Here is a 24,511-nt window from a genome sequence, read left to right on the forward strand (position 1 = left end):
ACTTGAATTTTTTTAAGAAAAAGACAATTATTTATTCTCCCGGAAATGGATTAATAAAATCTATTGATAAAGTACATGATGAACTTTTTTCAACTAAAGCTTTAGGTGATGGTTTTGTATTAGAGCCAAATGAAAGTAGTATTTTTGCTCCAGTTGAAGGAACCATTACTTCCATTTTCCCTACAAAACATGCTATTTCTATTAAAACAGCGAGTAATTTAGAGGTTTTAATCCATATTGGGATTGATACAGTGGAATTGGATGGGAAGGGCTTTAATCTAAAAGTAAAAGAAGGAACAAAAGTCACCAAAGAAACAGAAATTGTAGAAGTTGATTTTCCTTTTTTAGAATCAAATGGAAAAGATACGGATGTTATTGTTATTTTCACAAATTTAAAAGAAAAACCATTAGCGATTACAGAAGGCCTTATGAAAGTAAATCAAGAAATAGGTACAATTAAATAATTAATAAAAAATACTCTTAGAAATTCTAGGAGTATTTTTTTGCTAGTTTGACTAAGTTTGAAAATAAATGATAAAATGTAAATGAATTTAAAATAGGATGACATTTATGAATGAGTTAAATTATTTGGAGGTATTTATGATTCCGTATAAAAGACAAGAAAAAATCATGGAATTTTTAGGGTCAGAAGAGGTTATAAAAATTGAAGATCTTCAAAAAATCATTCCAAATACATCTATATCAACATTAAGAAGAGATTTAAAAGAACTGGAAAGGCTTGGAAAAGTGAATATGCTTACAGGAGGAGCCGTTAAAATTTCCTCTAGTACTAGCGAATTGCCAATTTCAACTAAAAGTGTCCTTCAAACAGAAGAAAAAGAGATTATTGCCAGTTTAGCTGCTAAAGAAATCAATGAAGGCGACGTTATTTATTTGGATTCTGGTTCTACTTGTACAGCTTTATTAAATAAAATTTTAAATAAAAAAATTAGTATTTTCACAACGAATACAAGTATATTTAACATTTCCACAGAAATTAAGGCAGAAATAACTATTTTAGGTGGAAGGTACAGTCCTTTTATCTCATCTATTAATGGTCCTTTAACAGACAGCAACATTAAACTTTTCAATTTCGAAAAAGCCTTTTTAGGTGCAAATGGAATTGATTTGGCAAGAGGTGTAAGCACACCAAACTTAGTAGAAGCCAACAAGAAAAAAGAAATCTTACAAGCCTCACAAAAAGCATTCTTACTATGCGACAGCTCAAAAATCCACAAGTCTTCCGCAGTTAAAGCCTTTGAACTAAATCAAGTCACATTAATTACGGATAAGTACGACGTGGACATTGCTGGGTTGACGAGTTTGATTGTACCGGATTGAGTTAGTTGATTATGGGAGGAGAAACGAAATGATGAAAAAAACAGTACACGGATGGGAAATAATATCTAGTTTAGATGTACGAGTATACCAAGATGAAGCTGGCGGGGTTGCGATTTTGGTGGATAAAGATGATTTTGGTGATCAAGTGCCAGTATTATTGGATTTTTATGGGGAGGCAGTTGAAGTAAAAACTCTTTCACATTTGGCGAGAAGTATTCAGATTTCGACTGATAAGAAGGTACGGATTAATTGGCGAGATGAATATTTTGGAGAGAGGACGCAAGCGATGGAGTCTATTATGGATATTTAAAATTATATTTAAATATTTTTGTGAAAAAAGTTCATATTTTGGTTAATAAATTATTATTGAAGATTGAATGAAACTGTTTTATAAATGATAAATAGTAAAGAAAGTTATACAGAAAACAAGTTTTTTTATATAAATAATACTGAAAATTTAAAATAATTCACAAAACGGGGGTGCAAGGTCTAGGGCATTGTTCACTAGGTCTTTAATTAATGAATAAAAAAGAAATATATATATATAATAAAATGGTGTATATAAAAGATGAATTAAAAAATAATATTGAAAAAGTTTTCAATACAGGAGAGCGATATTATGTATTATATAAAGGTTCTAAGACAGAGTATCTTTATAATAAAGAGGATATTTTAATTAAAAGCAAGGTGGAATTAACAAGCGAGATTAGAAAAACGATGGACTATTTTACAAATATTGCCAAACATAAAGATTTAGAGAGTGATTTGGGCCAAAACAAAGGTAAGAAATCTTATTTCTATAAACAACAAATGGAAAAATTAGAAGGTATGAATAAAGGCAGTGCGCTATACTCTTATTTAAATAAAACAAATGAACAACGAGAAGAAGTAAAACAATTAATTTTTCCTTTTGGATTGAATTATAGTCAAATGCAGGCGGTTAAGAACTCTTTTTCTTATCAAATAAGTGTTATTCAAGGGCCGCCGGGAACTGGAAAAACACAAACAATCTTAAATATTATTGCAAATGCAGTTAAAAATCAAAAAAATATTGCTGTAGTGTCCCCAAATAACAAAGCTACTACTAATGTTTATGAAAAATTAGAAAAAGAAGGTTTTAAATTTATTGCTGCACAATTAGGTAATTCGAATAATAGGAAGAATTTTTATCTGAAAATTAGTGAGATACCTAAAGAAATAAAAAGTTGGTTTATACAAGAAGAGCAATTATTAAAATTAGAACAAGATTTAGTTCAAAAACAAAAAAAGATAGTTGAGTTATTAAAAGAAAAAAATAAAATAGCTACTCTCAAACATAAGCTAAGAGAATGGGAGTTAGAGCAAAAATATTTTAAAGATTATCAAAACGAGTTTTCGTTAGTTGATAATTCTAAAGTAAAAATCAAAAAAATGTCATCAATAGATTTTAATCTTGTAAAAAAGCAAAAATTCATTATTGATTTGATGACGTATAATCCTGAAATACCACATCTTTTTTATAGATTTAAGTACTTTTTTAAATATGGAATTTATCATATGAATGGAGTTAAATCAGCATTAGGTAGGATGGAAGTTATAAATAAGAATAGAGAAGAATATTATAGTGATAAAATTGAGGCTATAAAAAATGAAATAAATAGAAGTGAATCTTTTTTAGCAAAAAACCAGTATGAAAGCACAATAAAAGAGATTGAACTATGCTCAAAACAGATTTTTAAACATAATTTATGTATTCGATATCAAGCTAAGAATGAAAGAGAGTTTTCTACAGACAGTCATAAAAATGAATTTGAAAAGTTCAGTGCAAGTTTTCCGGTAATATTGAGTACATGTGATTCAATTATGGAGTGTATCTCTAATGAGCAAACTTTTGATTATGTTGTTGTGGATGAATCATCTATGGCAAGTTTAGTACCAGGCATTTTCTCGCTAGCTAAAGCAAAAAATATTATTATTGTTGGGGATGATAAACAATTACCGTCAATACAAATTGACAAGAAAAAAATAAATGAGCTTTCAACAATCCCAGCTGAATATGATTACTTCGAAAACAATTTGTTAACGTCTTTAATAGAAGTATATGGAGAAAAACTGCCTAGTACTATGCTAAGAGAACATTACAGATGCCATCCGATGATTATAAATTTTTGCAATAAGCAATACTATAATGACGAGTTAGTTATTATGACTGAAAATAAAGGTATCAAAAACCCTCTCGTGAGAATAAAAACTAGTGAAGGTAACCATATGAAATTTGACCAAGATGCTAAAATCTTTAACCAGAGGGAAATAGACACTTTTCTAAGCAAAGAATTTACGGAAAAAGTTCCAGAAATAATGGGGATTGAGTCACTTGGATTTGTTTCTCCTTATCGTAGGCAAGTGGACATAGCAGAAGAACAGGTGCAAGCTAAGTATGAACAAGCGATTGTTGATACAGTGCATAAATTCCAAGGGCGAGAATGTGATGCTATTATTTTTTCGACAGTACTAGATCAAAAAGGAGTAAACCGACTTGGCTTTGTGGATAGTTCTTGTTTATTAAATGTGGCAGTTTCTCGAGCAAAAAAAATATTGGTTTTAAATACCTCTGAGGAAGTATTTATGAACAACGATAAAGATATTGCAGCTTTAATCCGATATATAAAATATTATGGAGAACATAGTATAGTTTATCAGAGCAAAGTACGTTCAATTTTTGATTTATTACAACAAGAATTTTCAGCAGAACTAGAAAAGAAATTATCAAAAATAAAGAAAAAACATTCTAAGTATAATTCTGAAAACTTAACAAGACTGTTGATTGATGAAATTCTAAAAGAGCCAGAATTCAAGCATTTATCTTATCAACCAGAATACGAAATTCGTTTACTAGCAAAAGATTTATCGATTTTAAGCGATGAGCAAAAAAAGTATGTTACAAATGGAGCTAGTTTAGATTTTATCTTTTTTAACAAAATGGACAAAGAGCCGATTGCTGCAATCGAGGTAGATGGGCATAAATTTCATAAGTATGATCGTCAGAAGTTAAAAGATAGTTGTAAAAAAGATATTATCAATACTTTGGGAATTAAGTTTGAGGCATTATCAACAAATGGTAGTGGAGAAGAAGATAAAATTCGCGCGCTTTTAAAAAGTACTCTTATACAAAATGCAGAAGGAGAGAAATAAAATGGCATTTAATTTAAAAGATAAACTAGTAATTGCAGTAGCATCAAGTGCATTGTTTGACTTAACAGATTCTGACAAAGTCTTTAGAGAACAACATGAGAGTGCTTACAGAATGTACCAAAGAGAGAATGAAAAAACTCCGCTTGAAAAAGGGGTAGCTTTTTCGCTTATAAAGAGGTTATTAAGTTTAAATACAGCGGACGATCATTTAATTGAAGTGATATTATTATCTAGAAATGATCCAGATACAGGTTTAAGGGTATTTAATTCTATAGCTACATATGGGTTAGATATTTCTAGAGCAATTTTTACGGCAGGCGAAAATCCATTTAAATACATAGATCCTTTAAATGCTTCTCTTTTTTTGTCTGGTAATATTGATGATGTAAAGGAAGCGATAAGTTATAAATGTCCAGCTGGATATGTTGCTAATAAGAAATATGAGGATGACGGGGACGAAGAGTTAAGAATAGCATTTGACTTTGATGGTGTTATTGCAGACGATGAATCTGAATCTGTATATCAGAATAATGGTGGATTGGAGAGGTATCAAGAATATGAAAAAGAACATGCAGATGATAAAATGGGAGAAGGTCCTTTGTTTGAATTTTTCAATCAGCTTGCTGAAATTCAAAAGAAAGAACTAAAGAAGGCGGACGAAGATTCATCCTATAATCCCATCATAAGAATAGCAATTTGTACTGCGAGAAATGCACCTGCACATGAACGTGCAATTAAATCTTTACGAAGATGGGATTTGAGAGTAGATGAAGCTTTCTTTTTAGGTGGGATTGATAAGAGAACTGTTCTTGATGTATTTAAACCGCATATCTTCTTTGATGACCAAGAATGTCATATTGAATCAGTAGGAGAATCATTTCCATCTGCACATATTCCGTATGGTGTTACGAATCAGAAAAAGGATGAGGTATAGGGGTTAGATAACACAAAAAATTTGATCGTAAAAGGAGTGAATCTAAATGACAAACACGCTAAAAACCAGCTACCAAAAAACACCTTATAAACTAGGCGGAAACGGTACGCGGAATATTGGTGTTCTTACAGAAGCGCTTCAAAATATAGATAATAACCTAGAAAGCGATATATACGGAAGCGGCCCAATTATTGAAGATTTTGAAACGAAAATCGCGAAAATTCTTGGTAAACAATCTGCGGTATTTTTTCCGAGTGGGACTATGGCTCAACAAATCGCGTTAAGAATTTGGGCTGACCGGAAAGAGAATCAACTCGTGGCATATCATCCACTTTCGCATTTGGAGATTCATGAGCAAGACGGGCTAAAAGAATTGCAGCAAATCACGCCAATATTACTTGGAACGGCGAATCGACTTGTGACGATTGATGATATTAAAGATCTTCGCGAGCCAGTTGCTAGTGTGCTTATTGAACTGCCGCAACGAGAAATTGGTGGGCAACTTCCTTCTTTTGAAGAGCTTGAGGAGATTTCGGAGTATTGTCATGAACAGGGTATTTCATTGCATCTGGACGGAGCGAGGTTATGGGAAATTACACCTTTTTATCAGAAGTCTGCGGAAGAAATTTGCGCTTTATTTGATAGTGTATATGTGTCGTTTTATAAAGGAATTGGCGGGATTGCTGGGGCGATTTTGGCTGGGTCTGATGATTTTGTGCAAGAGGCAAAAATCTGGAAACGTCGATATGGTGGTGATTTGATTAGCCTGTACCCGTATATTTTGTCCGCGGATTATTATTTTGAAAAACGGATTGGGAAGATGGCGGAGTATTTTGAGGCGGCAAAAGGATTGGCTGAGCGATTTAATTCGTGTTCGGGCGTGAAGACTGTGCCGGAAGTACCGGTTTCTAATATGTTTCATGTTTACTTTGAGAAGTCGGCTGATGAGGTTGGGACGATTTTGACGAAGATTCAGGATGAAACTGGTGTGGGGATTTCGGGTTATTTGCAAGAGAAATCGGCGGATGTTTGTGCGTTTGAGGTTTCGATTGGGGATGCGTATGCGGAGATACCTGTGGAGGTTTTGGATGTTGTGTTTAAACAATTAGAGGTAGGCTCCCCATGCCAAAACTAATCATCGACGCAGACGATTTCGGTCTATCCAAAGCCATCAACCACGGCATCATCGAAAGCTACAAAACCGGCATTACCACATCCACCTTACTCATGCCGAACCTGGAAACTGCCGAACACGCAATCGCTCTCGCAAAAGAGCACCCTGACTTATTCATCGGTCAGCACACAAACTTCTTACTTGGAAAACCGTGCGCGGATCCGGCGGAAATCCCGTCACTCGTCGACGAAAATGGGGAATTCCATCGTTCCAAATATTATCGCGCCAACCCAGAAATCAAATTTCAATACGAAGATGTGCGTACGGAAACGATTGCTCAAATGGAACGGTTCAAAGAGCTAACTGATCACTACCCAAAACACATCGACTGCCACTCAATCGGTGATGAAACGGTTGACCAAGTTTTCTTTGATATCGCGCGCGAGTTTGGGATTCACACGACTTTAAAATACAGCGGTGATAAAAAATGGCCAGATCAGGAAGGTTATTTACCAATCACTAAACTGCTGGAGTCGGGCGCACTTCCCTACACAAGCGGCGGCGTTTCGGTTGAGAACTTCCTTAATGATGATTTTGGCTTGCTAAAATTAGCGCCAGACGAAATTGCAGAGATGCATTTTGATGTCGGTTTTTTGGATCAATTTGTGCTGGATAATTCTTCTTACACGTTGATGCGGTGCCGGGAACTTGCGACGATTTGTGACGTGCGGGTGCGGGATTGGCTTAGCGAAAATGAGTTTGAGCTCATTTCATTTGATGATTTACAACATTAAATCTCTATGCTATGATAAACACAACTTAATAAGAAAAACTGGGGGGGCCGATTCTGGCTGAGATAGGAAGGTAATGCTTTCTGACCCTTTGAACCTGTTTGTTAGTGCAAGCGTAGGGAAGTGAATGTGAAAGTAACCGGAAAATTTATCGCGGCTGCTGTTTCTTTGCTTATGCTAAGAGACAGTGGGCGCTTTTTTTATTGTTTAAAAAGGAGGAGTTTGAGTGTTTGTACATGGTTTTCAAGAAGAAGTAGGAGATTTATGGCAAGAAACGTTGTGTCATCCATTTGTTCAGAGTTTGGCGGATGGGACGCTTGAGAAGGAGGCGTTTTATTATTATTTGCTTCAAGATGATTATTATTTATCGCATTTTGAGAAGGTGATTGAGAAAAGTGTAGTGCAAGCGGGGACGGAGGAACTTGCTGCTGAGATGAGGCAAGTGCGGGAGAGGCTTCGGCAGTCGGAATTGTTGATGCGCGAACAGTTTTATCCACGGGTTGGGCTAACGGAGCGTGATTTTTCCGAGCGAAAACCAGCGCCAACTGCTTATCATTATACTTCTCATCTTTACCGGATGGCGGATTTTGGTAGTTTTGGGGTGACAATTGCGGCGCTTTTGCCGTGTTATGCGCTTTATGCGGATATGGGGAAAATGTACGAAACGGCGCGGAGTTCGGAGCCATTTTATCAAGAGTTACTGGATAGTTATGTGGATGAAAATTATCAACAAGTGGTGTTGAAGCAGAAGCGATTGGTGGAACAGGCGGCGAGTATGGCGGATGCGCGGGAACTTGCTCTCATGAAGCAGGCTTTTCACATCAGTGTGGAAATGGAATGGGCGTTTTTTGATATGGCTTATAAAAAACAAAATTGGCGTGGGAGTGTGAATTATGTTTGATTTTATGACGTTGGAAAAGGTGCAAGAAAGAGGGCCGTTGGTACATAATATTACAAACATCGTGGTTGCAAATGACTCGGCAAACGGATTGCTGGCGATTGGAGCATCACCAATTATGGCCTCTGCGAAACAAGAAATGGACGAACTGGCGAAAATGGCGGATGTGCTCGTGATTAATATTGGTATGCTGGACGGCGAGTTGGTGGAAGCGATGAAAATTGCTGGACGTGCGGCAAATTTTGCGGAGACGCAGGTTGTTCTAGACCCGGTCGGTGTTGGCGCAACTTCATATCGACGTAAAGTGGTGCAGGAATTGTTGGCAGAAATTCAGTTTGCGGCGATTCGCGGAAATGCAGGAGAGCTTGCGGCGATTGCTGGAGAAGCATGGGAAGCGAAAGGCGTGGATGCGGGTGTAGGTTCGGCGGATGTGCTCGCTATCGCTGAAAAAGTAGCAAAGGAATGGAACACGGTTGTGATTATTAGTGGTGAAGTGGATGTGATTTCAGACGGAACTCGCTTTGCAAAAGTGGCGAATGGTAGCGCGCTTCTGCCAAGAATTACTGGTTCTGGTTGTTTGCTAAGTGCGGTTTGTGGTAGTTTTATCGCAGTTCAGGATGATGTTTTTCGTGCTAGTGTTGAAGCGTGCGTGAGTTATGCAGTGGCTTCTGAATATGCGGAAATGGAGTTAGAAAGAAAACTCCCAGGCTCTTTTCGACCATTATTTTTGGATGCGCTGGCTAGTTGGTCGGTCGAAAAAACGCGTGCTAAAGCCAAAATCCTAGAAAGTGGTGAACACAAATGATTTTCAAACAAGTGTTAACGATAGCTGGTTCAGATTCAGGTGGCGGCGCGGGAATCCAAGCAGATATTAAGACATTTCAAGAGCGCAGAACCTTTGGAATGTCTGTTATCACCGCAATTACAGCACAAAATACATTAGGTGTAAAAGCAGTGCATAAAATCCCAATAGATATCATTTGCAAACAGTGCACCGCGATTGCTGAGGATTTCCAAGTGAGTGCTGTGAAAACTGGTATGCTGGCAGATGCAGAAATTATTCGGGAAGTGGCGCGGAATATACGTTTGTACGATTTTCCCAATTTGGTTATTGATCCGGTGATGATTGCGAAGGGCGGCACAGCTTTGCTTGAAAACGAGGCTATACGAGTTTTGAAAGAGGAGCTTTTGCCGCTTGGTACGATTATTACGCCAAATATTCCAGAAGCCGAAGAAATTCTTGGAGAAAAAATCACAACCAAGGCGGAAATTGAACAGGCTGCTAAGAAAATTTGTGATTTGGGAATAAAAGCGGTAGTTATTAAAGGAGGACATAGCGAAATGAGTGAGGCGGCTGATTTTTACTATGATGGCAAAACGACGAAATGGCTTACAAGTGAGCGTTTTGATACGCTACATACGCACGGAACTGGTTGTACTTTTTCGGCATGTATTGCGGCTGAGCTTGCGAAAGGGAATTCCCTTTTAAATAGCGTGATAGTTGCGAAAGAGTTTATCACGAGTGCAATTAAATATCCGCTTGGAATTGGTCACGGTCATGGTCCAACCAACCATTTTGCTTATAGAATGGAGGAAGGTAAGTGAAAGAAGAATTAGCTGTATATTTTATCGCTGGAACGCAAGACATTGTGCGCGGAACGTTGCCAAGTGTGTTAGAAGAAGCACTGAAAGGCGGAATCACTTGCTTCCAATACCGTGAAAAAGGAGCAGGCTCACTCCAAACTGCCTCCGAAAGAAAAGAAATGGCGTTAGAATGCCAAAAATTATGCGCAAAATATCAAGTGCCATTCATTATTAACGATGATGTCGTCCTAGCCCTCGAAATCGGCGCGGACGGCATCCATGTCGGCCAAAACGACGAGGAAATCCACCAAGTTATCACGAGTTGCGCCGGAAAAATGAAAATTGGGCTTTCCGTTCATTCAGTTAGTGAAGCGGAGGAGGCAGAACGACTTGGTGCGGTGGATTATATTGGTGTAGGACCAATTTTTCCAACGATTTCCAAAGCAGATGCGGAGCCAGAAAGCGGTACAGAGATTTTAAAAGAGATTCGTCGTGCAGGGATTAAGCTCCCAATCGTTGGTATTGGCGGGATTAATGAAGCAAATATAGCGGAAGTACTTGCGGCAGGTGCTGACGGCGTATCAGTTATCTCAGCGATTACTCGGGCGGATGATTATCAGTTGGTTATCGCTAATCTAATATGAGAATTTTAAAAGACAAAAACTATAGATGAATTCTCAACAAATGTTAATTATTAACTTTCTTCTGAAAATTAAATTGTTTTCCACTTGTTATTTCATTAAAATATCTTTATTACAGATGAAAAAGGTTATCTGCAATAAAGATATTTATAATTAATATAGGTGATAAAGATGAAATATAGAAATATTCGTTCAATTAGAGAAGATAATGACATCACACAACAACAAATGGCTAAATTATTAAATGTGTCTCAAAATACGTATTCTCAATATGAAACAGGGAAAATAGAATGGACTGCAACCGCCTTGATTAAGATTGCTGATTATTTTGATGTTAGTGTTGATTATTTACTTGATAGGAAGAAGAACAAAAACTAAGACGAGAAGAGTGAATATGAGATGGATAATTTTCTACAGTTTTCTTTGTTTTAAAAGTATTATTTAAAAATAGAAAGATAGGAGGGGCTTCAATGATAGTCAATGCGGTTGATCTGTTTTGTGGTGTAGGTGGCCTAACTTGTGGAGTTCAGAAAACGGGGATCAATGTTATTGCGGGTTATGATATTGCTAAAGAATGTCAGTATTCATATGAGTATAATAATAAGGCAAGATTTATTCATAAAGATATAAAAGATATCTCCGATAATGAAATATCAGCATTATATCCTGAAAATACGGATATAAGACTTTTAATGGGATGTGCTCCGTGCCAACCGTTTTCTGCATATAGTCATAGGTATAAAGAAAGTGAAACAAGAAAACAAAAAATGGATTTATTAGATTATTTTGGAAAACAAGTTGAATTAGTACAGCCGGAAATCGTATCAATGGAAAATGTTCCACAACTTAGAAATGACCCGGTTTTTGAAAAATTTATTACTTTATTAAAAAGTAATAATTATTTTGTTGATTGGAAAATCGTTTATGCTCCAGAATATGGTGTTCCTCAAAAAAGAAAAAGACTTTTATTGTTAGCATCTAAAATAGGTGAGATTAGTTTATTAGAGCCAACAAGAACGAAAGATAATTATCCAACGGTGAGGGAAGCAATTTCAAGATTGAAGCCAATTAAGGCAGGTGAAACAGATAATGAGGATTTTCTTCATAGGGCAAGAAAATTATCTGACTTGAATATAAAAAGAATTAAGAGTTCTTTTCCGGGAGGAACTTGGAAAGATTGGGATGAAGAGCTTTTGCCTAACTGTTATAAACGAAAAAGTGGTGAAAGTTATAAATCAGTATACGGTCGATTGGAATGGGACAAGCCATCGTCAACTATTACTACTCAATTTGTGGGATATGGGAATGGTAGATTTGGACATCCTGAACAAGATAGGGCTTTGAGTTTGAGAGAAGGAGCGATTCTACAAACTTTTCCTAAAGATTATCAGTTTGTAGAAAAAATTGAGCAAGCATCTTTTGTTAAACTAGCTGTTCAAATAGGAAATGCTGTACCTGTTAAATTGGGAGAGGTTATCGGGGAAAGTATAAAAACACATCTAGAAAATAATAAATTATTATCATAAGGAGAGTGCTAGAGATGAGTGAAAAAGAATACAATCTGGATATTGATCCAAGAATATTAGAATTATTAGGCCCCCATTTGTATACGAATATCTATTACATTTTAGGGGAATTAATAGCTAATGCTTATGATGCAGATGCTAAAAATGTATATGTAATAGATAGAATAGATGAAGAAAACAAACTTATTGTTGAAGATGATGGTAGCGGAATGTCTTATGAGAATAAGGATGTTAAAAATTTTTTGAGTGTCGCTAAAGAAAGTAGAACGAACGTAGTAAATTCATATACAAAAGTAAATAATCGTCGAAAAATGGGGAGAAAGGGTGTGGGGAAACTTGCCTCCCTATCAGTCTCGGAGAATGTGAATATTAAGACAATAAAAGATGGTGAAAAATCTGGATTTGTATTATCAAGAAAGGTTATCAATAAAAAATTAGAAGCAATTAATGAAGATACCATTAACTTTATTAAAATTAAAAATCATGGAACCGCAATTGAGATGACAAATCCTACATATAAATTACCTGTTCATTTAAGTACAATGGCGAACAATCTCTTGAAAATATTTCCGCTTGTAGATGAAACATTTAGAATTCATCTTATTAGAGGAGATAAACATGAAATTTTGGAAGAATCACAGAGCGCTTTAGTCAGGAAAATGGCTGTTTTAACTACTTTAGGTGAAGATTATAAGAAGATGAATGAATTCTATAATTGCGATTTCAAGGAACAGAAAAATAGTTTATTGAAAAATAAAGAATCTAAAAAAATTATACTTAATATGCTCAATAAAGATAACGAGGAACAAGATTATACTTTAGAAATTAAGGGATGGGTAGGGGCATACAAAACCACCAGAGAAATGAAAAAAAACATGCAAGAATTTTCTGATAATTTCATTTCACTTTATGCTAATTCAAAACTTGGGATATTTAATATTTTACCAATTGTAGGGAAAAATAAATTACAAGAGGTATATATCGCTGGTCAACTTCATATTGATCTATTTGAGGAAACTAATCTTCCAGATATGGCTTTAAGTAATAGACAAGGGTATAAAAGTGATGATGAGAGATATCGAAAAGTTTTAGAATACGTTAAAAATGAACTTTTACCTAACATTTTGACAGATAGATCTTTTTATTCTGACCTTTTGAAAGCTGGAAAGAAAGAGAAAGAAATAAAGCGACAAAAGAAGAAAGAAGAAGAATTAAAAGAAAAAAGTCTGGATTTCAAACGTGAAGTAACACAAGAAATGACTAGTGAACTTTCTAAAATAAGTCCAATAAATAAGAATAAAGTCGAAAATATTGTAAATACTCAGGTAAATAAGCATATGAATTCTTTAGGATTAAAATCAACAATTGATTTTAATAAAAGAAAGGTCTTGATTAGCCATACAAAAGCTGATAAAGAATTAGCAGATCTTATATATAAAACGCTTCTTAGCAATGGATTTTCAAAAGATTCTATTCTATACAGTAACTGTGAAGATGAAGAAGCGAGAATTCCGGCTAAGATGAGTATATATGGTTATCTGAGAGATTTTTTTGTGGATAGTATTTCTATGGAAAAAATATATGTTATTTATGTTACTAGTAAAAATATGAGGACCTCGTGGGGCGCGATAGCTGAGGTAGGCGCAGGGTGGATTACACAAACAGACCATTGTATATTTACTCTTAATGATTTTTCACCAGAAGCACCTTTGGATGTAAGGCGACAATATCAGAATACAATGAGATTTGAAGATGAATTTTATATGGATAATATTGAGTTTGATAAGTTTTGTAGTTTTATAGAAGATATTGGAAAGAAATTTGGATGTAATATTCTCAGTAGAGACAAGAATAAAGAAGCATTAAAAGATGATGTTCACGTTGTTTCAAGTGATGAATTATTTAAGCTAAAACAAAAATATTCATCAAACTCTAATTAACTAAAGTATTGTATAGTTTTGCCGAAAATCAATTAGAACCATTAGCAAAATGAAACTAAATTAATCAAAAACCCAGGTTACCCTCTCTAAAAGGGCAAACCTGGGTTTCTCATTTTTATAAATCTTCACCATTGGTAGCAATTACGTTCTTGTACCAATCAAAACTTTTCTTTTTATAACGATTTAGCGAACCTGTGCCGTCATTGTTGCGATCGACATAAATAAAGCCGTAACGTTTTTTCATTTCAGCAGTGGAAGCACTAACAAGGTCGATACAACCCCAAGAAGTGTAACCCATCAGCTCAACGCCGTCTTTAATCGCTTCTTTTACTTGAGATAAATGAGCGCTTAAATAGTTAATGCGGTAGTCATCGTTCACTGTGTAGTTGCCGTTTTCATCTTGTTCAAGTTGATCAATAGCACCAAGACCATTTTCTACGATGAAAAGTGGTGTTTGGTATCTATCCCAGAAATCGTTTAGGACAACGCGTAATCCTTGTGGATCGATTTGCCAGCCCCATTCGGATGCTTCTAGGTAAGGGTTTTGTACGCCGCCTAGAATGTTTCCTGCGCCAGCTTCACGTTTTGATTCGTCAGCTGTTTCGGTTGTGCTCATGTAATAACTGAATGAAATGAAATCTACTGTGTTTTTAAGAATTTCTAAGTCTTCTTCCGTTACATCTAATTCGATGTTGTTTTCTTTAAAATAGCGTTTCATGTAGCCAGGGTAAGTTCCACGGACATGGACGTCAGAGAAGAAATAGTTTTTACGCTCTGATTCCATAACAGCGATAATATCATCTGGATGAGAAGTAAGCGGATAAGTTGGCATTGCCAGAACCATACAACCGATTTGAGCTTCTGGCATGATTTCATGACCGATTTTTGTAGCTAGCGCGCTCGCTACAAGTTCATGATGGACAGCTTGATATAAGTCTTTTTGTGATAATTTATCTGGGCTTGTAGAAATACCGCCGCTCATGAATGGAGCATGTAAAATCGAGTTGATTTCATTAAATGTTAGCCAATATTTTACTTTGCCTTTGTAACGATTAAATACGGTACGGACATAGTTTTCATAGAAGCCAATCATTTTTCTGTTGACCCAGCCATCGTATGTTTTAGATAGGTGAAGTGGCGTTTCATAATGAGATAATGTAATCAGTGGTTCAATGTTATGTGCTAGAAGTTCATCGAATAAATCATCGTAAAATTGTAGTCCTGCTTCGTTTGGTTCAGTTTCATCACCATTTGGGAAAATACGAGACCAAGCGATAGAAGTGCGGAAAACCTTGAAGCCCATTTCGGCAAAAAGTTTCACATCATCTTTGTAACGGTGATAAAAGTCGATTCCTTCTAGTTTTAAGTTATCTGGTGTTGGACCGTCAGTAATGTGACCGAATCCGCCTTTTGGAGTAACATCCTGAACGGAAAGTCCTTTTCCATCGACGTTGTAAGCGCCTTCGAATTGGTTTGCAGCAGCAGCTCCACCCCATAAAAAGTCGGCTGGAAATCCTGTATTTGTATGCATGTTAAAAACTCCTTTTCTACATTTTAAAGTATCTATGAAAAAAACCAAATACTTTTCTAAATAAATGCAAAAAAACATTGTACTTAGAAAAATATTTGGTTATGCCCGGCTTTCGTCGGTAACATTCCGATTTATAATTAAAATATATCAAAAATAAGCAGGTTCGTCAATGATTTGTAAGTGTAGAAAATCGGCTGTATAGGAAGTATTTTGTTAATTTTTTTACTATTGTTAATAGAAATTAGATTATTAAAAGTAACTATGGTATGCTTTATTTGATTTAAAAACATTTAAAGAGGAGGCGCATCATGGGAGCAGCATTTTCAGCTATATTATCACCAGCAGTGGGGATTTTAATTAGCCCATTTCCAATTGTAGGACTTATATTGATTTTACTTAGCAACAAGGCGCGCATTAACAGTATTTTTTATACTATCGGGTGGATTGTTGGTAATATTGCTATTTTCTTAATTGGGTTATTTTTGATGAGTTCAGCAGTAAGTTCATCAGGAGATCAATCAATGTTAGTTAAGATTATTCTGATTGTACTAGGGGTATTACTTATTTTACTTGGAGTACACGACTTTTCAAAAAGACCAAAGAACGGTGAGAAAGCTGCAACACCAAAATGGTTTGAAAAAATGAGCAATATTAAACCAGGTGGCGCAATGATTTTTGCATTTCTATTATCTGCTGTGAATCCTAAAAACATGTTACTTTCACTTACAGCGGGAGTTAGTGTAGGGGCACTTAATTTAGCTGGCGGACAAGAAATTACAGCGACAATTATATTTGGAATTATTGCTTGTTGTTCGATTTATATTCCAACAATTGCATTCTTACTAGCTGGTAAACGACTAAACAAAGTGCTAGATAGTACACGTAATTGGCTTATTCAAAACAATTCAGTAATTATGGCTGTCTTGTTCTTATTCATTGGTCTAAGTGTTATTAGCAAAGCGTTTTAAAAACAGTTCAATTAAGAACCGAATAAAAAACTTTAGATTAGGCTGTTTGTTTCCTGGAAATCAAACAGCCTAATTTTTTATATTCTTTATCATAATAATATCTGTTTGCTGGTCATCTCCCATATAAAAAGCATGTTTCCCGTCTTGAACAAATCCCATTTTTTCATAGAATTGCATAGCATTAATATTCTTTTCCCAAACTCCTAACCATATTTTTTCTGCTTTGACTTCTTTTGCAACCTTGAGAGCGTGTTGAAAGAGTTCTTTGCCTAGTCCATTTTTTTGAAATGATTTTAATAAATATATACGCTCAATTTCGATAGTGTTGCCTGTGATTTCTTCTGTTTGAGCATTTCTTGTATTTAATTTTAAATACCCAGCAATTGATTCTTGGTAATAAATGAAATAAAAATAGGAATGCGGATTCTCCAACTCACTCTGCAATCGTTCTGTCGTAAAAGTTGTGTTTAAATATTTCTCCATGTTTTCTGGCTTATTTTGCGCTCTAAAGGTTTCATCAAATGTCTTATAACTTATTTCTAAAAGCGGTTTTAAATCAGTTAGTGTGCATAGTCGAATCATCAAACTTCCTCCAATAGTCAATAGTTTCTTTTATTACCTTTTTTTACATATAACCAGTCATCTGCAATGTTGTCTTTAACTTTATCTAATGCTTCAGAAAGAATATTAATTTCTGATTCAGAAAATCCTTTTAAGGCTACAGAATTTGAATATTCATTTTCTCGGATGATTAAGGGATATAATTCCAGTCCTTTTTTTGTCGGAAATAGCAATTTGTTTTTTTTATTGTTATTGTCTTGCTGCTTCGTTATTAATTCATTTTTTTCTAGATTCTTAATGGCTCTGGAAGCTGTTGCTCTATCAATTTTTAGCATATCTACTAATTTTTCTTGGATGATTCCAGGGTGCTCGCAAATCCTCACTAAATAAACAAATTGGCCTTTGGACAGATTTAATTCTTTAAATTCTATATTACTTATAGAATCAAGCGCTCGTGCGATAACGCCTATATTTCTTAAAATATCTTTCATTAGAAACTCCTTTTTGTTGCATTTGCAATAAATTATAACATGTTTGGAGAAAAACTACTAGGGGGATTTTAATTAACGATGACAAGTGATAGAAATATAGATTATTGTGATAAAATAATTATGCTAAAGTTATTTATTAGATGTTGAGAGAAAGAGGTGTGTTGAATGAAAAAACTAAAATTAAAAGTAACTGTTGATCGACCAATTGGATACACTGATAAATTCGGTAATGTTTATCCGCTGAATTATGGATTTGTGGAAGGCGTTATTGGTGGTGATGGGGAAGAGCAAGATGTTTATATTTTATCACGAGAAATATCTGAACCACTTGAAACCTTTGAAGGCGAGCTGATTGCGATAATTACTCGGAAGGATGATGTGGAAGAGAAGTGGATAGTAGCTCCTCCAACAGAGCATTTTAGTGTGGAAGAAATGAAGGGAAAAGTGCATTTTATCGAGCAATACTTCGATTCGGAAATTGAATTAATTGAGTGAAGCAACTCCTTATTTATTTATCTGATATATAATAACTTTTTTGTGTAAGAAGAACGCATTAGGATATTTAAAATAAAACATCTAGTTTTGTATAAATTACACAAAACTAGATGTTTTTCATTTTTATGAGCTATATTTACAATTGTTTTAAAGCAAGCTCGGTCAAATTTTTCACAGTAAACCCAAATTGTTCTGCTAGTTCGTCTCCAGGACCAGACATACCGAACGAGTCAATCGCGAGGATTTCACCTGCGTCCCCGAGGTATTTATGCCAGCCGTATGATGCGCCCATTTCGGCGGCGAAGCGTTTTTTCACTGCTTTTGGTAAAATGGTTTCTTTGTAATCGGAATTTTGTTTGTCGAATAAATCAAAACTTGGCATGCTAACTACACGTGCGCCAAAGCCTTTTTTAGCAAGGTTATCTCTGACTTCTATCATTAGGTGTACTTCAGATCCAGAAGCAAGTAAGATGATGTCGAGCTTCTCTAGCGGGGAATCAGCTAAGATGTAGGCACCCTTTGATAGACCGGTTTTCGCTTTTTCAGCGCTTTTTGGTAAAATTGGTAGATTTTGACGGCTGAGCACTAGCATAGTTGGTTGTTCTTTTTGAGTAAAGGCGTAGCGGTAAGCTTCGACAGTTTCGTTACCGTCAGCTGGTCGGATTACATGAAGTCCAGGCATAGCGCGGAAAGATGCGAGATGCTCGATTGGTTCGTGCGTTGGACCATCTTCACCGACCGCGATGGAATCATGGGTCATAATGAATGTGGATGGAATGCCCATTAAAGCTGCTGAACGAATCGCAGAACGCAGATAGTCTGAGAAAACGAAGAAGGTTGCACCGAATGCTTGGACCCCGCCGTGAAGCGTCATCCCGTTGACTGCTGCTCCCATCGCAAATTCGCGGACGCCGAACGAGATGTTTTTAGCAGCATAGTTACCAGGAGCAAATCTTTCACTAGCTTTTAAATTGGTTTTATTGGAGGAAGCTAAATCAGCTGCGCCACCAAATAAGTTTGGTAGTTTTTTCTCCAATTCTTGAAGGACAGTTCCTGATACTTCACGAGTTGCAACTGGTTTATCGTCTTTTTCACCAAAGACAGGTAGGTCCTTGTCCCAGTCAGGTGTTAAATTATCGTCCATTAATTGTTGTAAGCTTTCAGCGAGCTCTGGATATTTTTGTTTGTAAGCATTAAATGTCCGGAGCCAGCTACTTTCACTAGCGCGACCTTTAGAATGATAAAATTCTTTCTGATTTTCGACGGTTTTTGGCAATTCAAAAGGTGGCATTTGCCAGTCGTAAGATTCTTTTGCTAGTTTCAATTCTTTTTCGCCAAGTGGGGAGCCGTGTGCCGCCGATTTTCCAGCTTTTCCGGGACTACCGTAACCGATGACCGTTTTCACTTCGATTAAAGTAGGGCGGGATTTTTCCGTTTTTGCAAGATGGATGGCTGCATCTAGTGCATCCAAGTCATTCCCGTCGTCCACACGTAGCGTTTGCCAACCAGCAGCGCGGAATCTGAGTTCGATGTCTTCTGAAAATGACTCATTTAAATCACCATCCAGTGAAATATCGTTTGAATCATATAAAACAACTAATTTTCCAAGTTTTAAATGGCCAGCAAGGGACGCGGCTTCATAGGAAATACCTTCCATCAAACAGCCGTCTCCGCATAGCACATAGGTGTTATGGTCGACCACCGGGAATTCAGGTTGGTTAAATTTAGCGCCAAGGTGAGCCTCAGCCATTGCCATCCCAACTCCCATTGCGAAACCTTGACCAAGTGGTCCGGTTGTTGCATCCACACCAACCGTATGACCAAATTCAGGATGACCGGGCGTTTTACTACCCGTTTGACGGAAGTTTTTCAGCTCACTCATTGGTAAATCATAGCCAAACAGATGTAGTAAACTATAAAGCATTGCTGAACCGTGCCCAGCTGATAATACGAAGCGATCGCGGTTAAACCAAGTGGGATGTTCTGGATTGAATTTTAAATGATTTTTCCAAAGTGAAAACGCCATAGGTGCGGCTCCCATTGGTAAACCGGGATGTCCGGAGTTCGCTTTTTCAATCATATCCATTGATAACACGCGAATCGAGTTGACCATTTGTTCATCAATTCTGCTCATATTAATTGCCTTCTTTCTGACTGAACGCTTCCCAATCTTTTAAAAATCCTTCAATACCTTTATCAGTCAAAGGATGAGACCAAAGTTTTGGGAAAAGACTTCCAGGAATAGTCGCGATGTGTGCGCCAGCTTCAGCAGCTTCCTCTAAATGCCCGATATGGCGGATACTTGCTGAAATGATTTCTGCTTTAAGACCATAATTATCAAGCACTTTCTTTAAGTTTTTAATTAAAATGATGCCGTCTGTTCCAATATCATCAAGTCTTCCTAAAAATGGACTAATATAAGTTGCGCCAGCTTTTGCAGCCATTAATCCTTGAGAAACAGTGAAAATAAGAGTCACATTTGTTTTAATTCCTTCAGCTGTGAGGGTATGGACCGCTTTTAAACCTTCTTCCGTCATTGGGATTTTAACTACTACATTTGGCGCCCATTTTGCTAGAGTTCGAGCTTCTTCTACCATTTTATCTGCTTCGAGGCCGATAACTTCTGCGCTAACTGGGCCGTCTACGATAGAACAAATTTCTTTGATGACTTCTTCAAATGGTCTACCTTCTTTTGCGATGATGGTTGGGTTGGTTGTGACACCATCTACTAAACCAAGTTCGCTAATTCGTTTTATTTCCGATACGCTTGCTGTGTCCAAGAAAAATTTCATTATTTACTCGCTCCATTCTCTCAGCTGAACTTTAAAGCTGAATACTTTATTTAATCGTATAACCACCGTCGATAATGAGGTTTTCACCAGTAATAAGGCTCGCTGCATCACTTACTAAAAAGAGGGCGCAAGCGGCAACTTCTTCTGGATAACCAAATCGACCAGCTGGGATTAATTTTTTCATGTCTTCGCCGACTTGACCGGCCCAAGCTTTTTTGCCGAGTTCGGTTAGGATAACGGTTGGGGAAATCGCATTAACATTAATATTGTAAGGCGCCCATTCCATTGCTAGCACTTGGGTCATTGAAACAATTGCTGCTTTACTAGCGCAGTAGGCAACGTGTTTATCAAGTGCAATAACCGAAGCTTGAGAGGCCATATTAACGATTTTTCCGCCGCCAGTTGCAATCATTTCGCGACCGATAATTTGCGCCATTAGGAACGAACCTTTTAAGTTAAGTTCCATTGTTTTATCCCAGTATTCTTCTGGCAAGTCTTCTGCTTTTTCAAGAAGTGCGACACCAGCTGAATTGGCCAAAATATCGATTTTTGGATAGACTTTTTTAATTTCGGCAACGACTTTTTCGATGTTTTCTTTCTTAGTGATATCGACTTGAAGAGCAAGCGTTCTTGATGGGTTAATTTTTGCTGCGACATCTTTTACATCTTCTTTAATATCAAGTAAGACAACATACGCGCCTTTTTCAGAAAAAAGTTCCGCCATTGCTTTACCAATCCCGCTTGCCGCTCCAGTTACAACTGCTACTTTATCTGTAATATTAAAATCTTTATCAAAACCTTTAAAAGTCATTTTCATTACCTCCAATAAATTTTTTTATCTATTTTTTTGGTCTATTTCTTCCATTAAATCTACTTTTGCTTGGGAACGTCCACCTGAAAAGTCACTATCAAGCCAAGTGTCAAGTAGCGAAACTGCAAGGGATGGACCGATTACAAGTGCGCCCATGGTCATAATATGCGCATCGTTACTTTTTCTTGCGCGTTCTGCTGAATAAGAATCATGAATTTGTGCTGCGCGAATGCCGTGAATTTTGTTTGCTGTAATGGCCATTCCAATCCCTGTACCGCAAATGAGAATTCCCCGGTCGTAATCGTTATTTTTAACTTCTAACGCTACTTTTTCGGCAATGCTCGGATAAAGTACTTTTTCATCTTCAAAACTACCGAAATCAGTAAACGCGATATTTTTCTCCTTTAAACGTGTGATAAGGGTTTGTTTTAGTTCGTAACCCATTTCGTCACAACCAATTGCGATTTTCATACTAACTCATCCTTTCGTTTTGCTAACAATAGAGACAATGTCGGCAAAATTTTGCGGTTTATGGCCAAATCTTCCGACGAATAAACCATCGACATTTTTTTGATGAACAATTTCTGCGGCATTTTCTTTGCTGACCGAACCGCCATAAATAATCCTTACAAGCGTTTCATCGCCGCCAAGTTCGCGGATAATTTCGCGCAAAGCTTGATGAGCGCTTTCGATATAATTGGTGTCAGCGGAAGAGGACTTGCCAATTGCCCATTCTGGTTCATAAGCCAGAACAACATTTTCCCACTGTGCTACATTAATTGCTTCAAACAGTGCTTCTATTTGTTTGTTTAGCGCCATTTTTAATTCATCTGTGTTATTCGCGCGAACACTTTCACCTACACACACAACTGGAGTGATTTTTTCGTCCAGTGCGAGTTTAATTTTTTTGGCTATTTCACTGCTTTTCTCATGAAAAAGGTTCTTGCGTTCCGCGTGGCCAATTTCGACATAGTTTGCTTTCAGGTCAATGATTGATTCCACTGAAAATTCACCAGTTAGCGGGCCGGATTTCTCCGGCGCCATATTTTGTGGTCCAAAACCAAATGATGTACCCGCTAAAAGGCTGGCAGTCGTTTCGAGTGTTCCCATAGATGGAAAGATAAACGTATCCACATCAGTAAAATTTTCAAGGAGAGGAATAGTTGCTTCTAACCATTCCGATGTTCCAGCCCGCGTATTAATGTAATTTTTCATATTAATTCCAACTAAGGGTTTACGCATAAATCAGACCGCCTTTTTTAAATTTTCTAAAATGACATTCATTAGCATCCAAGACGATTCGGAGCCAGGATCAAGATGCCCAATTGCTCGTTCGCCAAGTCTTAGTGCACGACCTTTCTTAGCAATAAGTGGAATTGTGGACTGAGCGCCAGCATGCATAGCATCTACAAATGCAGAAAAAGTGTCAATTGGATCCGCATTCGCATCTCGATTTTGAAGTACTTCCACGCCAGGTAAGAAAGCATCCATCATCGTTTTATCGCCAAGTTCGGCTTTACCGCGATGCTGAACTGCAGCTGCCCCATTTATAATCATGCCGCAAAGCTCGTCGAAGTTAACTTCTGTTTTCCCTGGAACATCGGCACCACATTTCATAAAGAAACTACCGTAAAGCGGGCCAGATGCGCCGCCAACTTTTCCAAGAAGAATCATTCCGGATTTTTTAAGTAATGTTGCAATATCAGGGGAAACGTCTAGTAATTCGTCTAATTGTTTATTCACTTCACGAAAACCAATGCTGAGGTTGATTCCGTGGTCGCCGTCTCCAATATCTGAGTCTAGTCCGGTTAAGTAATCACGTTCATTTTCAATTAGCGCTCCCATGTCCCGTAAAACGTGCCCGAAAAAAGCGCTATCCATAACTAATTCGCTCATTTTTATTCCTCCAGTAGTAGTTTAGTCCACTTTGAAATATGGTGTATCACAAGGTGTATCTAAGAGATCTTTCAGTTCATCGTCTAAACGAACCAGTGTAATCGACATACCAATCATATCCATTGAAGTCGCATAGTTCCCAACAAGTGGACTATGGATGTGCACTCCTTTTTCTTTCAAAATTTCATCCACTCGGCGATAACAAATATATTGGTCCATCACTGGTAAACCGCCAAGCCCGTTTATTAATACATGTACTTCTTCACCAGCAGTTAATTTCATTTCTTCTATAAGATAGCCCATGATTTGGTCAACTACTTTATCGGCTGGTTCGATGGAAGTCCGTTTGATTCCAGGTTCACCGTGGATTCCCATACCAACTTCCATTTCGCCTTCTTTCATTTCGAAAATAGCTTTACCAGTCACAGGAAGAGTAGAAGAAGAGAGCGCCACTCCCATCGAAAACGTATTAGCATTAGCTTTTTCTGCAGCCTGTTTTACCGCATCCAAGTCAAGACCTTTTGCCGCTGCTGATGCCGCTGCTTTAAATACGATTAAGTCGCCAGCCACACCACGACGATCTTCTACATTTTCAGCGGAATAAATATCATCTGTTACAAGCACTGTTTCTACACGAATACCATCATCTGCTGCCATTTCAGCACCCATATCAAAATTCATCACATCGCCAGCATAATTTCCATACATATATAGACAACCTTTTCCACTATCAACCGCTTTTACGGCGTTATAACAAGGCTCTGGAGAAGGGGAGGTATTGATATTTCCGACAACAGCCGCATCTGCAAAATCTTTTCCAACATAACCGAGGAAAAGTGGCTCATGACCAGAACCGCCACCAACAATAATTCGCACACGAGGTTCTTTACTCATTTGTTTACTTACGATTACTCGCTTGTCATTTTCTGCAAAATCTACGTATTTTCCTTGTGCCGCAACATAGCCAGCTAACATTTCTTCTACTGCTTCATATCCATCATTCACTAAACGTCTCATTTTTCTTCC

The 24,511-nt window shown here is 36.9% G+C and carries 26 protein-coding genes and 1 riboswitch; of the genes, 16 read left to right on the forward strand and 10 right to left on the reverse strand.

The annotated features are described in order from the left end of the window. Nucleotides 1-2 precede the first annotated feature (2 nt). The 14 genes from LWE_RS01465 (at nt 3) to LWE_RS01530 (ending at nt 13,940) form a co-directional block, all read left to right on the forward strand. Nucleotides 3-464, forward strand: coding sequence for a PTS sugar transporter subunit IIA (locus tag LWE_RS01465; protein ID WP_011701135.1), 462 nt, complete (start codon nt 3-5; stop codon nt 462-464). A gap of 106 nt (nt 465-570) precedes the next feature. Further along, the gene (locus tag LWE_RS01470) at nt 571-1,341 is read left to right on the forward strand and encodes a DeoR/GlpR family DNA-binding transcription regulator (RefSeq protein WP_197535074.1); all 771 of its coding nucleotides are present in this window, start codon (nt 571-573) and stop codon (nt 1,339-1,341) included. Between the two features lie 31 nt (nt 1,342-1,372). After that, on the forward strand, nt 1,373-1,651 hold the full coding sequence (locus LWE_RS01475) for a hypothetical protein (protein WP_077904734.1): 279 nt from the start codon (nt 1,373-1,375) through the stop codon (nt 1,649-1,651). A gap of 209 nt (nt 1,652-1,860) precedes the next feature. Further along, complete coding sequence (locus LWE_RS01480) at nt 1,861-4,512, forward strand: AAA domain-containing protein (RefSeq protein ID WP_011701138.1); 2,652 nt, start codon at nt 1,861-1,863, stop codon at nt 4,510-4,512. A 1-nt stretch (nt 4,513) separates the two neighbouring features. Continuing rightward, the gene (locus LWE_RS01485) at nt 4,514-5,446 is read left to right on the forward strand and encodes a 5'-nucleotidase (RefSeq protein WP_011701139.1); all 933 of its coding nucleotides are present in this window, start codon (nt 4,514-4,516) and stop codon (nt 5,444-5,446) included. Nucleotides 5,447-5,492: 46 nt separating this feature from the next. Beyond that, nucleotides 5,493-6,581, forward strand: a complete 1,089-nt coding sequence (locus tag LWE_RS01490; protein WP_011701140.1) for a threonine aldolase family protein — start codon at nt 5,493-5,495, stop codon at nt 6,579-6,581. After that, nucleotides 6,569-7,354 (forward strand): ChbG/HpnK family deacetylase, encoded by a 786-nt coding sequence (locus LWE_RS01495; protein WP_011701141.1) that lies wholly within the window; start codon nt 6,569-6,571, stop codon nt 7,352-7,354. The genes LWE_RS01490 and LWE_RS01495 overlap by 13 nt, the downstream gene beginning before the upstream one ends. Before the next feature lie 30 nt (nt 7,355-7,384). Beyond that, nucleotides 7,385-7,490: riboswitch (TPP riboswitch) on the forward strand. A gap of 87 nt (nt 7,491-7,577) precedes the next feature. After that, nucleotides 7,578-8,252 (forward strand): thiaminase II, encoded by a 675-nt coding sequence (tenA, locus tag LWE_RS01500; protein WP_011701142.1) that lies wholly within the window; start codon nt 7,578-7,580, stop codon nt 8,250-8,252. Continuing rightward, the gene (thiM, locus tag LWE_RS01505) at nt 8,245-9,054 is read left to right on the forward strand and encodes a hydroxyethylthiazole kinase (protein WP_011701143.1); all 810 of its coding nucleotides are present in this window, start codon (nt 8,245-8,247) and stop codon (nt 9,052-9,054) included. The genes tenA and thiM overlap by 8 nt, the downstream gene beginning before the upstream one ends. Then, nucleotides 9,051-9,854: a bifunctional hydroxymethylpyrimidine kinase/phosphomethylpyrimidine kinase gene (gene thiD, locus LWE_RS01510; protein WP_011701144.1), complete on the forward strand. Its 804-nt coding sequence runs from the start codon at nt 9,051-9,053 to the stop codon at nt 9,852-9,854. Before thiM ends, thiD begins: the two co-directional genes overlap by 4 nt. Further along, a complete protein-coding gene (thiE, locus tag LWE_RS01515) occupies nt 9,851-10,477 on the forward strand; it encodes a thiamine phosphate synthase (protein ID WP_011701145.1) in 627 nt (208 codons plus the stop codon). Before thiD ends, thiE begins: the two co-directional genes overlap by 4 nt. A gap of 168 nt (nt 10,478-10,645) precedes the next feature. Then, nucleotides 10,646-10,852: a helix-turn-helix domain-containing protein gene (locus LWE_RS01520; protein WP_011701146.1), complete on the forward strand. Its 207-nt coding sequence runs from the start codon at nt 10,646-10,648 to the stop codon at nt 10,850-10,852. Nucleotides 10,853-10,944: 92 nt separating this feature from the next. Continuing rightward, entirely contained in the window at nt 10,945-12,000 is a 1,056-nt protein-coding gene (locus LWE_RS01525) for a DNA cytosine methyltransferase (RefSeq protein ID WP_011701147.1), read from the forward strand. 14 nt (nt 12,001-12,014) lie between these two features. Further along, a complete protein-coding gene (locus LWE_RS01530; RefSeq protein WP_011701148.1) occupies nt 12,015-13,940 on the forward strand; it encodes an ATP-binding protein in 1,926 nt (641 codons plus the stop codon). A gap of 115 nt (nt 13,941-14,055) precedes the next feature. On the opposite strand, the gene LWE_RS01535 is transcribed toward LWE_RS01530, so the two are convergent. Then, entirely contained in the window at nt 14,056-15,471 is a 1,416-nt protein-coding gene (locus LWE_RS01535; protein ID WP_011701149.1) for a glycoside hydrolase family 1 protein, read from the reverse strand. A 308-nt stretch (nt 15,472-15,779) separates the two neighbouring features. On the opposite strand from LWE_RS01535, the gene LWE_RS01540 reads away from it, so the two are divergent. Then, a complete protein-coding gene (locus LWE_RS01540; protein WP_011701150.1) occupies nt 15,780-16,439 on the forward strand; it encodes a GAP family protein in 660 nt (219 codons plus the stop codon). A gap of 69 nt (nt 16,440-16,508) precedes the next feature. On the opposite strand, the gene LWE_RS01545 is transcribed toward LWE_RS01540, so the two are convergent. Both LWE_RS01545 and LWE_RS01550 read right to left on the reverse strand, forming a co-directional pair. Continuing rightward, nucleotides 16,509-17,021, reverse strand: a complete 513-nt coding sequence (locus tag LWE_RS01545; RefSeq protein WP_011701151.1) for a GNAT family N-acetyltransferase — start codon at nt 17,019-17,021, stop codon at nt 16,509-16,511. Nucleotides 17,022-17,038: 17 nt separating this feature from the next. Beyond that, a complete protein-coding gene (locus tag LWE_RS01550) occupies nt 17,039-17,491 on the reverse strand; it encodes a MarR family winged helix-turn-helix transcriptional regulator (RefSeq protein WP_011701152.1) in 453 nt (150 codons plus the stop codon). Nucleotides 17,492-17,656: 165 nt separating this feature from the next. Here LWE_RS01550 and LWE_RS01555 point away from each other — a divergent pair, with 165 nt between their 5' ends. Beyond that, nucleotides 17,657-17,986, forward strand: coding sequence for an inorganic diphosphatase (locus LWE_RS01555; protein WP_011701153.1), 330 nt, complete (start codon nt 17,657-17,659; stop codon nt 17,984-17,986). Nucleotides 17,987-18,122: 136 nt separating this feature from the next. Here LWE_RS01555 and tkt read toward each other — a convergent pair whose 3' ends face one another. From tkt to dhaK2, 7 genes are read right to left on the reverse strand one after another with little or no spacing between them, the layout of a single operon-like run. Then, a complete protein-coding gene (gene tkt, locus LWE_RS01560) occupies nt 18,123-20,120 on the reverse strand; it encodes a transketolase (protein WP_011701154.1) in 1,998 nt (665 codons plus the stop codon). Nucleotide 20,121: 1 nt separating this feature from the next. Next, nucleotides 20,122-20,778, reverse strand: a complete 657-nt coding sequence (gene fsa, locus LWE_RS01565) for a fructose-6-phosphate aldolase (protein ID WP_011701155.1) — start codon at nt 20,776-20,778, stop codon at nt 20,122-20,124. A 46-nt stretch (nt 20,779-20,824) separates the two neighbouring features. Further along, nucleotides 20,825-21,589: an SDR family oxidoreductase gene (locus LWE_RS01570; RefSeq protein ID WP_003723195.1), complete on the reverse strand. Its 765-nt coding sequence runs from the start codon at nt 21,587-21,589 to the stop codon at nt 20,825-20,827. A gap of 24 nt (nt 21,590-21,613) precedes the next feature. Further along, nucleotides 21,614-22,060, reverse strand: a complete 447-nt coding sequence (rpiB, locus tag LWE_RS01575; protein ID WP_011701156.1) for a ribose 5-phosphate isomerase B — start codon at nt 22,058-22,060, stop codon at nt 21,614-21,616. 6 nt (nt 22,061-22,066) lie between these two features. Next, nucleotides 22,067-22,831 carry a triose-phosphate isomerase gene (locus tag LWE_RS01580; RefSeq protein ID WP_011701157.1) on the reverse strand — a complete coding sequence of 255 codons (765 nt, stop codon included), beginning with the start codon at nt 22,829-22,831 and terminating at the stop codon, nt 22,067-22,069. Between the two features lie 3 nt (nt 22,832-22,834). Further along, nucleotides 22,835-23,485, reverse strand: coding sequence for a dihydroxyacetone kinase ADP-binding subunit DhaL2 (gene dhaL2, locus LWE_RS01585; protein WP_011701158.1), 651 nt, complete (start codon nt 23,483-23,485; stop codon nt 22,835-22,837). A 21-nt stretch (nt 23,486-23,506) separates the two neighbouring features. Further along, a complete protein-coding gene (gene dhaK2 / locus LWE_RS01590; RefSeq protein ID WP_011701159.1) occupies nt 23,507-24,502 on the reverse strand; it encodes a dihydroxyacetone kinase subunit DhaK2 in 996 nt (331 codons plus the stop codon). Nucleotides 24,503-24,511 lie beyond the last annotated feature (9 nt).

It is taken from the genome of Listeria welshimeri serovar 6b str. SLCC5334, assembly GCF_000060285.1.
GTDB classification, from domain to species: domain Bacteria; phylum Bacillota; class Bacilli; order Lactobacillales; family Listeriaceae; genus Listeria; species Listeria welshimeri.